The sequence below is a fragment of the Halomonas rhizosphaerae genome, assembly GCF_030010555.1.
In the GTDB taxonomy this organism is placed as follows: domain Bacteria; phylum Pseudomonadota; class Gammaproteobacteria; order Pseudomonadales; family Halomonadaceae; genus Halomonas; species Halomonas rhizosphaerae.
The window spans coordinates 139,476-149,801 of record NZ_JASCQP010000045.1 but is presented as its reverse complement, the minus strand read 5'-3'; the positions used below and the strand labels follow the sequence as shown (position 1 = coordinate 149,801).

6 protein-coding genes and 1 other RNA gene are annotated in these 10,326 nt (G+C 66.3%); 4 read left to right on the top strand and 3 right to left on the bottom strand.

Annotation, left to right across the window (positions count from 1 at the left end):
* Nucleotides 1–83: 83 nt before the first annotated feature.
* Together QLQ83_RS19150 and ffs are read right to left on the bottom strand one after the other, a co-directional pair.
* Nucleotides 84–809, bottom strand: coding sequence for a tellurite resistance TerB family protein (locus QLQ83_RS19150; protein WP_282737070.1), 726 nt, complete (start codon nt 807–809; stop codon nt 84–86).
* A 350-nt stretch (nt 810–1,159) separates the two neighbouring features.
* Nucleotides 1,160–1,256: signal recognition particle sRNA small type (ffs, locus tag QLQ83_RS19145), an RNA gene on the bottom strand.
* 210 nt (nt 1,257–1,466) lie between these two features.
* Between ffs and QLQ83_RS19140 the strand changes: the two genes are divergently transcribed.
* The 3 genes from QLQ83_RS19140 (at nt 1,467) to QLQ83_RS19130 (ending at nt 5,555) form a co-directional block, all read left to right on the top strand.
* Nucleotides 1,467–2,690 carry an ATP-grasp domain-containing protein gene (locus QLQ83_RS19140; protein ID WP_282737069.1) on the top strand — a complete coding sequence of 408 codons (1,224 nt, stop codon included), beginning with the start codon at nt 1,467–1,469 and terminating at the stop codon, nt 2,688–2,690.
* A 64-nt stretch (nt 2,691–2,754) separates the two neighbouring features.
* A complete protein-coding gene (locus tag QLQ83_RS19135; protein WP_282737077.1) occupies nt 2,755–4,773 on the top strand; it encodes a hypothetical protein in 2,019 nt (672 codons plus the stop codon).
* 17 nt (nt 4,774–4,790) lie between these two features.
* A complete protein-coding gene (locus QLQ83_RS19130) occupies nt 4,791–5,555 on the top strand; it encodes a TlyA family RNA methyltransferase (protein WP_282737068.1) in 765 nt (254 codons plus the stop codon).
* A gap of 47 nt (nt 5,556–5,602) precedes the next feature.
* Here the strand turns inward: QLQ83_RS19130 and mscK are convergent, their stop codons facing one another.
* On the bottom strand, nt 5,603–9,007 hold the full coding sequence (mscK, locus tag QLQ83_RS19125) for a mechanosensitive channel MscK (RefSeq protein WP_282737067.1): 3,405 nt from the start codon (nt 9,005–9,007) through the stop codon (nt 5,603–5,605).
* Between the two features lie 205 nt (nt 9,008–9,212).
* On the opposite strand from mscK, the gene QLQ83_RS19120 reads away from it, so the two are divergent.
* Nucleotides 9,213–10,259, top strand: coding sequence for a phospholipase A (locus tag QLQ83_RS19120; RefSeq protein WP_282737076.1), 1,047 nt, complete (start codon nt 9,213–9,215; stop codon nt 10,257–10,259).
* Nucleotides 10,260–10,326: the final 67 nt, after the last annotated feature.

Sequence of the window (10,326 nt, the reverse complement as noted above, 5' to 3'; positions counted from 1 at the left end):
AGCACGGCGCCCCCTTCTTGTACTTTTCTGATCAGGGCGAACTCAAGACACGATGCCCCGACGACGACCCAGACAGTATCGGCCTACGCCGCCCCCAGCGCCTGGCGCTCGAGTTCCTGCCTCATGCCGTCGTCGAGCCCCAGCGCGCCACCCAGCTGGTCGAGCCAGGCCCGCTCCATGGGGTTCTGGGCGTCGGCCACCGCCACGCTGACCAGGTAGATCTCGCGGGCGGCCTGGGGCGAGTCCGCCTGCCGGGCCAGCGCCACGGCATCCAGTGGCGCCTCGAGCTGACGCTGTACCCAGTCGTGCAGCTCGGCATCCGCGCCCAGGCCGTCGATCTGCTCGGTGATCAGGGCGCGCTCGCGGTCATCGATGTGGCCATCGGCCCGCGCCGCCATGATCACCGCCTGCAGCAGCTCCAGGCTGCGCTGCTCCCGCGCATCGCCCTCCAGTTGCTCCATGGCATGGCCTTCCCGGGCGGTGTCGGCCTGCGCATCGCCCCGGGAGTTCTGCCAGGCCTTCCAGGCCAGCATGCCGACGCCGGCAATGGCGCCGTACTTGATGGCCTTGCCGCCCAGCTTGCGGCCACGCTTCGAGCCGACCAGCAGGCCCAGGGCACCGCCGCCGAGCAGGCTCTTCACGTCGACCCCGCTGCCCTGCCCCGACTTCCGGCCGCCACTACCGCCGAGCTGCGAGGAGAGGCTATCGATCATCCCCTGGACATCCAGGCCGCCGCCCGACTGGCCGCTGCCCTGCCGGCTACCGCCGGCCTGTTTCATGATCTGGTCGAGAATACGGCTCGCGTTCATGGTGGTTCACTCCCGGTGACAGGCAGGATAAGACCCAGAGGGCGGCTCTATGCTCTCGGGGACACGAGATTAGCACCCCGCGTCGCGAGGCAGGAAGCAGGTCACGTCACGGTGGGCAGCGCGATGAGCAAGGCACCTCATTACTGACACCGCAGGGAACGAATCGGTCGACACGTCGTGACCCCGGCTGACAGGAGGGACTGATGATACCGAAATGGAATAGGCGCTGACGGGTGCGAATGATGCAGGGAGGGAGTCTGGCAGGCGTCAAGTGTCTGCGATTGTCTTCTTGACGAAGCCGGTGGCGAAAAAAGCCTTTGAATCAATTGGATGCCTAGAAATGGAGGCGGCCCCGACAGCCACATCCCGGCACACGCGTCCACCACTACCGTTGCTCCCTTCCGGGCCTGGCGGGGTTTGCGGTCTAGCGTTGCGGGAGGACCGACGGGGCCACCACAGCAGGATGCCGATGGCATCGCTCGTTCGAGGTCGGTTCGAGCCGGCATCGAGCGGTGCGCACTATATCAACGCCCGGCCCCGGCCACAAGGGCCGAGGGCATTCAGCCTGGCTGGCCGGCGCCGCAAGGATGAGGAAATCGCTTTGCTCGTGTATGGTGAATGAACAATTTACGCCAATGCTTATCACGGAGGCGCACCATGAAGAAGGATCCGAACAAGGGCTATATTGCCCTGCTGGGCTGGAGCCTGAATGCCATCGAGGCCGCCGAGAACTTCGATCGACGCTATGTCGTGGTCGCCCCTGACTGGGCAGAGGAGTACTGTCAGAAACACGATATTCCCTATGTGCCCTGGAACTTCGAGCGCCTCAATGATCGCTCGATGGAGATCGCCGAGACCCTCAACGAGATGGGCGTCGACGTGGCCATCCCGATGTTCGAGGAGACCGTGGAGTGGGCCGGTGCCATCAACTCGGTGCTGCTCGACAACCCGCGCCTCTATGGCCAGTCACTGCTGCTGCGCGACAAGGCGCTGATGAAGCGTCGTGCCCAGCTCGGGGGCATCCGCGTGGGCATCTTCGAGGAAGCCCACGACAAGGAGGATGTCGTGCGTTTCCTCAAGCGGGTCAACCAGACCCTGCTCAAGCTCGACGGCGATCCCAACGACCCCATCCACCTCAAGGCGTTCGACAAGGCCGGCTGCCTGGGGCACCGGGTAATCCGCACCCCGGACGAGGTCGATACCATCCCCGACGAGGAATTCCCGGTGCTGATGGAATCGCACCTCGATGGCTGGGAATTCGCCGTGGAGGCCTGGATCCACGACGGCAAGATCGTCTTCCTCAACATCTCCGAATACGTGACGCTGGGCTACTCGGTATTCGTGCCGGCCTCGCCGGAACTCGAGAAGTACCGCCCCCAGATCACCGCCCAGATCGAGAAGCTGATCAAGACCTTCGACATCGAGTTCGGCCTGATCCACCCCGAGTACTTCGTCACCAATGACGGCGAGATGTACTTCGGCGAAGTGGCCTACCGTCCGCCGGGCTTCAAGGTCTTCGAACTGCTCGAGCGGGTCTATGGCTTCAATGCCTATCAGGCCTCCATGCTGGTGTTCGACCCCAAGTCCACCGACGAGGAGGTAAAGGCCTTCTTCCCGAAGGAGGTGGTAGATGCCGACGGCTACGCCGGCTGCTTCGGGGTCTATCCGCGCCGCCGCGTGGTCAGCAAGCTGGAGATTCCCGAGGAGGTCGAGGACGACCCCTACTTCGAGTCCCACGAGCTGACGCCCCCCATGGAGGAAACCGTCACCAAGCGGACCGCCTTCGGTACCCACTGGGGCCTGGTCTACTTCAAGGGCGACGAGGCAGCGCGCATGAAGGAACTGCTCAAGCACATGGAAGAGCTTGATTTCTATGTCTGACACAGGCGTCATGGAAAGTGTGACAGCCTGACGACAAGGAGTCGGCGTGACTACGCCTCGAGATATGCAAGACGCCAGTACGCCGCAACCGGCCAGCGACAAGCTCGCTGGCCTGCTCAAGAAACTCGATGAAGCCATCACCCTGCTGGCCGAGTCACGCGAGTTCGCCAAGCCGGGCAAGCTGCCCAGGGTCCTGGATACGGCTCGACGGGTCATGCTGCAGGAGGGCGGCTGCGAAGCCATCGAGCAGCGGGCGCGGATTCTCGAGGAGGCGGGGGTCTTTCTCGGTTCCGACTGGGAGACCCCTCAATACCTGGTACCGTCCCTCACCACCCATGCGCTGAAGAGTCCCGACGCCAATGTCGTGGTGATCGAGGCGATCAGCGAGCTACGCATCCTCGCCGTGGCCAAGGGTGACTACCTCCACCCTCTGCTCTCCGAGGAGCAGGCCCACCATTACCTGACCCAGGTGATGGCGCTCAATCTCTGGCTGCTGTTCGGCGCGCCCACCGAGGCCGAACGGGAGACCCAGGGGCGTCTGGCACAGATTCCCCGCCACCTGTTCCACCACCTGGCCGAGCGCATCGGCTATGAACACGTGATCGACCGGCTGATCGCCGAGATCTGGCGGATCCTGCAACAGCGGCCGATCCAGGTGGACACGATCAAGCAGATGATCACCCAGATCGCCATCTGCCAGGCCAATCCCGAGATCGACCTGGGGTCCAGCGGCCAGGGGGCCGACCGCCTGGTCAGCTCCCTGTACGGCCCTACGCTCGCGTGCCGCGAGGATCCCGGCATCGAGACCTACCGCGAGCGCCTGTCGAGCATGGACAGCGGCGCCCTGCAGTACGAGGCCACCGGGTTTGCCCGGGCCATGCACGATACCAGCCTGGTCTCGCCCTACCACGCCGTGTTGCTGCGCTACCTGCTCGACCACAGCGACCACCTGCTCGCCGAGGCCCTGGGGCTGTCGTCCACCGGGCGTGACTGCCTGCTCTGCTATCGCGAACTGGTCCATGCGTTGATCCGCGGGGCGGTGTATCCAACCACGCCCCAGGCAGTCTACGGGCTGGCCCTGATGCTCGAGCGCGGCATCCTCTACCAGCCACCGGTGGCTCCGGCCATGTGGCGCCAGCTGGGGCTGAGGCTGTCGGACTGGTCCGAGGCGAGGCTCAACCTGGCCTTCGGCGACAGCGCCTCGCCGCGTGCCCGCCTGCTGGAAGGTGTGCTGTGCATGCTCGGCCTGCCACTGGGCGTGGGACAGGGTAACAACCCGACCTGCCAGTCCGCCCGTGCCCTCTCCATGTGGGCCTACAATGACCCGGACTACCTGCTGCAGATGGTCACCTGGGCGGCGCGTGACGACGAGATCATCATGCACTTCGAGGGCATGCCCCTCTCCTCCATGGCCAGCCTCTCCGGGGTGGCCAAGGAGCTGCCGATGGACCTGGACCCGGTCTCGCTGCTGGTCGTGCCGCACCTGGACCGCATCTACGCCGAGATGGGGCGGCGCTGCCTCGACCGCGAGGGCGACCCGCACCGCTGGGTCAACCCGGAGTTCCACGGCTGGTGGTCGGGACGCGGCTTTCGCATCAACGTCGACGTGGCCACCGGCCAGTTGCACGACCTGGACGACTTCCTGCGCCACTTCTATGCCAGCTATCACCCCTACTACAACGGCAACCAGCCGCTGATACATCCCCAGCCGGCCGGCATCGCCGTGACCGACAGCGCGGCCCGCTTCATCGGCTGGCATGCCATCACGCTGCTGCGCGTCACGCTCGACCCCAGCGATACCATGCGCGTCTACTTCTACAACCCCAACAACGACAGCGGCCAGGACTGGGGCGATGGCATCAAGGTCAGCACCGCCGGCAGCGGCGAACGCTTCGGCGAGTCCTCGCTGCCCTTCGAGCAGTTCGCCTCGCGCCTCTACATCTTCCACTACGACCCGCTGGAGCGGGGCGAGCTGGCCAGGATCACCCAGGAGGAACTCGACCGAGTGACCGGCTACATCCACCGCAGCTGGGGTGCCGACCGGATTTCCCCGACCGAGCTGCAGGCCGACGAGGGGCCATAAGGCCCCCTGACCCGGCCATGCCGCGCCTCGACCAGTTGCTCGTCACCCAGGGCCTGGCACGTTCCCGTACCCGCGCCCAGCGCTTGATCCGCCATGGCCGGGTGCACCTGGCCGACTCCGGCAAGGTGCTCACCAAGCCGGGGGAGAAGCTTGCCGACGAGACTCGACTTGACGTGGACGAGGACCCCGAGGAGCGCTATGTCTCCCGGGCGGGCCTCAAGCTGGAGGCGCTGATCGAGGCGCTCGAGCTGACGCTCGATGACCGCCTGGTGCTCGACGTCGGCCAGTCCACCGGCGGCTTCACCGACTGCGCCCTGCGCTTTGGTGCCTGCCACGTGATCGGGGTGGAGGTCGGCCATGACCAGCTCGACCCGTCACTGCGTGACGATCCCCGCGTGACCTACCTGGAAGGGCTCAATGCGCGCGCCATGGCCGGCGAGCCCCGACTTAAGGCGGCCTTCGATGGCCTGGCCGCCGCGGGCCCTGACCTCGCCGTGATGGATGTCTCCTTCATCTCACAGACGCTGATCCTGCCCGATCTCGCCGCCCTGCTGCCGCCAGGCGGCGAGCTGCTGAGCCTGGTCAAGCCACAGTTCGAGCTGGGGCCAGGCGGCGTCAACCCACGCGGCCTGGTGATAGACTCCGGCCGTTATGCCGAGGTGGAGGCGCGTTTGCGCGACTGCTGCGCCGGGCTCGGCTTCGAGGTCCTGCACTGGCAACCGAGCCCCCTGCTCGGCGGGGACGGCAACCGGGAGTTCCTCCTCCACGCCGTAAGGCGCTGACAGCGGCGCTCTCCTTCATACAACCCCTTGGTACCAGGGCCTGCCGCTTAACGTCCGGCGTCGCCCCCACCGCCATCACCGCCATCGAAATTCCCCGGATCACCACCGGCCCCGGGCGGAGGATGCTCGGGGGGAATCACCGGACCGGCAGAGACGCTCTGGACCCGGTTCGTCTCGCCGCCGGCACGGTGCAGCCAGACATCGAGCTGGTTGAAGGCGATGTCGAGGCCGTGCTCGGCGAACAGCTCGCCTACCCGGCAGTTGATCTCGTCGGTGGCAAAGAGCCGGTCGCCGAGGCTGTTGACGAAGATGCGCAGTTCGAAATCCAGGGTGCTATCGCCGTAGCTCATGAAGAACACCTGAGGCTCGGGGTCGATCAGCACCCTCGGATTCTCGTCGGCGGCCTGCCTCAGCAGGCGATGCACCAGGCGATGATCCGAACCGTAGGCGACCCCGTAGCTGAGCACGACCCGGGTGACCGTGTCGGAGAGCGACCAGTTGATCAACTGGTCGGTGATGAAGGTCTTGTTGGGGATGATGATCTCCTTGCGGTCGAAATCGGTCACCGTGGTGGCACGGATGCGGATCTTGCTCACCGTGCCGGTGAGGTTGCCCAGGGTGATGGTGTCGCCGATGCGCACCGGCCGCTCGAAGAGGATGATCAGCCCCGAGACGAAATTGGCGAAGATCTCCTGCAGGCCGAAGCCCAGGCCCACACCCAGCGCCGCCACCAGCCACTGCAGCTTGCTCCAGGAGACGCCCAGGGTCCCCAGGGCAGTCACCACCCCCCCGCCGACGATGGTGTAGGCGAGCAGCGAGCTGATGGCATAGGCGCTGCCCTGCTTGAGCTCCAGGCGGGAGAGTACACTCACCTCGAGCAGCCCAGGAAGGTTGCGCGCCATCATCAGCGTCAGCACCACTACCAGCAGTGCGGTGATGATGTCGGCCACCGAGACCATGCCCGCCACCGTCTCGCCCTCTCCCGGCTCGATGAGGGTGACCTGTTCCAGGTAACTGAAGACGGAGAGCAGGTCGGACCACACCAGGTAGAGCACCAGGATGAAGCCGATCAGCAGGATCAGCTTGGAGAGGCGCAGCGACTGCTGGTTGACCTGCTCCATGTCCAGGGGAGGCTCCTCGACCACCTCCAGGCCACCCTCTGCGCTCTCCTGGGCCTGGGCCCGCCGCCGCGCCAGGGCCCGGCGATAGGCCAGACGGCGGGCCGCCACGGCCAGGCCACGGATCACCGTGGCTTCAACCAGGATCCAGAGTCCCAGCAGGTAGAGAGTGATCACGAAGCGCCCCAGCAGGCTGAGCGCCGTGTATTCGAAGCCATAGACGATCAGCCCGGCCAGCACCAGCGGGACCAGCGCGATGGCCAGGCCGAGGACCAGCCGGAACAGCTTGACCCCGAAGAAGGGCACGTGGGCCAGGATCAGCTTGGTCAGCACCAGGCTCATGGCCAGCAGACCGCTCAGCAGCAGACCCAGGGCCAGCGGCCGCTGGTTCAGGTCGACCCCGGCATCCCGGGCCAGGGGACCGATCAGCAACACCGGCACGAGGGCCACCCCCAGCCACCGAAGCCAGCGGCGCAGGGCCGCGGCATAGCCGGGAGGCCAGAAGAAGTGGCGGGTGGCCACCCCGCCCTGGAACAGCAGGTTACGCGCCCAGGCAATCACGGCCCAGGCCAGTGCCAGGTGGAGCAACGCGTGCCCTGTGCCTTGAGCCACCCCCTCGGTGCCCACCAGCAGGGCCAGGCCTACGGCCAGCACACACAACGGCCCGAACAGGGCCAGCAGGGCATTGAGGGCCACCGCCTGGGGGGTATGCGCTTGGGAGTCACTCTTGAGATGACCGACCTCCTGATGCAGGCGTGTCAGGCGGGCACGGATCCGCCGTCGACCGGCGACCAGCCCCAGCGCCGCCAGCAGCACCGGCAGGCCGAGCAGAGCCTGGGCATCCGGTAGCCGCCAGTTCACCGGCAGTGCCGCGCGCCACTCTCCCTCGCGCCACTCCATGGCGAGGTTCTCCGGCAGGTTGCCCAGCCAGGCAAGGCCCAGGGGCCGGCTGTTGGCGATCCAGAACAGCTGCTCGTTGATAGTGGCACGCAACTCCTGGCTGGTGGCCAGCAGCTGCTGCTGGTTGAGCTGCAGGTCGATAGCCGCGCTGAGCATCTCGCCATAGGCCTGTTCCAGCTGGTCGACCAGCTCGCGACGGGCCTGGTAGAGCTCGAGCAGCGAATCGACCAGGGCCGGCGAGGCTTCGGCGTCGCCCTCCTCGATCCGCTGGCGCGCCAGCTTCTCGCCCTCGCGCAGCTGTTCACGCTGTCGGCCTAGCTCGAACTGCTTGAGTCGAAGGTCGGCGATCTCGTCCTGCAGGCCGCGCCGTTCCTCCACCCGGGGCAGCGTCTGGCGTTGCTCGCGCAGGATCCGCGACAGCAGCATGCTGCCGCGGATGGCGTCGATCTGTTCGTTGAGGCTGCGCTGCAGCTGGCGTACCCGGTCGAACTGGCGACGCACCTCCAGGCCCTCCCGGACCAGGCGATTGGCACGGTCGGTGGCGCGCAGCAGCTCCAGACTCATGGTACGGTTGATCTCCCGGGCCTGGCGTACCACGGGATGGCCGATGACGCCCTCCCCCTCGTCGTCGCTGACCGCCTCGGCGATGGCCTGCTCGGACTCCTCGCGACGGCGTCGGTCGATGATGCCCTGCAGCATGGCCAGCCGGGCCTCCTGGCTGGCGACCTGGCGCTCGAGAAGGTCGCGATGCTCCTGGTCCAGCTCCCGCAGGCGAGTGTTGGTGGCCAGTTCACGCTGATGAAGCTGCAGGGTCTGCTCGGCAAGTTCGCGTTGGATGCGCAGCTGCCAGCGACTCGGATCATCTTCGGCGACCTGGCTGTCGTCCAACTCCTCCAGCCGTCGCCGACTCTCGTCGGCCTGCTGCATCGCCTCGCCGATGGCCTGCTGGGCCCGATCCGGCAGGGTCTGGGCACTCAGCAGCCTCGTGGAGACCTCGGCTAGACGATCCCGGAAGCCCGACAGGGCCTCCTCGGCCTCCTTGCGGCGCTCCTCCAGCGCTTCGAGGGAGAGGGCTTCCAGCTCATCGAAGGTCTCTTCCTGGTCCGCCCGCTCCATCTCGCGCAGCTCGCGCTGCAGGCGCTCGAGTTCCTGGGGCGCCTCCTGGACGCGCGTCTCGAGGCGGGACAGCTCCTCCCTCACCGCCTCGAGCCGCTGCAGGGCCTCGAGGGCGGCATTCAATGCCTCGATCTCCTGCTGCGCGCCCTCTCCGGCGGTCTCGCCCTCTGCCGGCTGGCGCTCCTCCAGGCGCGACTCGATCTCCTCGCGCGAGGGCAGTTCCGGAGGGGGCTCCTCCAGCGGGGCGACGTCCTGGGCCAACGTGGGGGAGGAGGTGGCAATCCCCAGCCACCCCAGCCCGCTCAGGAGCACGAGCATCAGGACGCGCCGGAAGGCAACGCTCAAGCGGCAGTGATGTTCAAAGGCATTCAATGGGCGGCCTCGGTTATGATGGACCCGTGCACGATTCTCGGCCCGCGGGGCCTGCATGGCAATGCTGCCCTGTCGCCATGGCGGTACAGTTGACTTGCCACACTGGCGTGATAGAAACGGCCTTTTGACCCTTACCAGGTGCCTGACCATGATGTCTGCCCGATTTCCGCTCCTCGCCGCTGCCCTGACGCTGGCAGGCCTGAACGCGACCGCCATGGCCGCCGAGCCGTTGAGCGAGGCCGAGCGCGAGGCCATCGAGGCCCGCATCGCCGCCCTGCAGGAGGAGATGGGGGAACTGCGTCGACAGCTGACCGCCGCCGATGGCCAGGGCACCCAGGCCGCCGCCCTCGTCGAAGAGGCCGCCGACCAGGAACTCGAGGAGGCAGTGGACGAGCGACGCCAGCTCGAACGCGAGTCCGCGCAGAACCCCTTCGCCATCACCACCCACCGGCGCAACTACTGGTTCCCGTTGAGCTACAACGCCAGTACCAACGACGAGATCTTCCGCAATATCACCGACCGCAGCTCGCCTGACCGGGCGGAGATGAAGTTCCAGTTCAGTGCCAAGTTCAACCTGGTGGAGGACCTGTTCGGCGACTACGGCGGCGACCTGCACTTCGCCTATACCCAGCGCAGCTGGTGGCAGGCCTTCAATGCGGATGCCTCCTCGCCCTTTCGCGAGACCAACTACGAGCCGGAAGTCTTCATCGATTTCGAGAACCGCTGGTCACTGCTGGGCTGGACCAACATCAACAACCGTCTGGCGTTCAACCACCAGTCCAACGGACGCTCCGACCCGCTGTCACGCAGCTGGAACCGGCTGATCCTCGAGTCCACCATTGTCAACGACGACTGGGCCCTGACCCTGGCGCCTCACTGGCGCATCCCGGAGTCCGAGGAGGAGGACGACAATCCCGACATCCACAAGTACCTCGGCTATGGTGACATCACCCTGGCGCATCGGCTCAACGGCGACAACGAGCTGAGCCTGATGCTGCGCGGCAACCCCAGCGACAGTCGCATGGGCACCCAGGTGGACTACTCCTGGCCCCTGTTCGGCAGCATCCGCGGCCATGTGCAGTATTATTACGGCTATGGGGAGAGCCTGATCGACTACGACCGGCGCAATCACCGCCTGAGCCTGGGGTTCAGCCTCAATCCGCTGTTCTCCGCCGGCAGCCTGGAACCCCAACGCTGACCCGGGCCAAGGTCGGATGCATTGAAGTCGCCCCGCCGACTGCTATGCTGAGCCTGTCATTCACCGT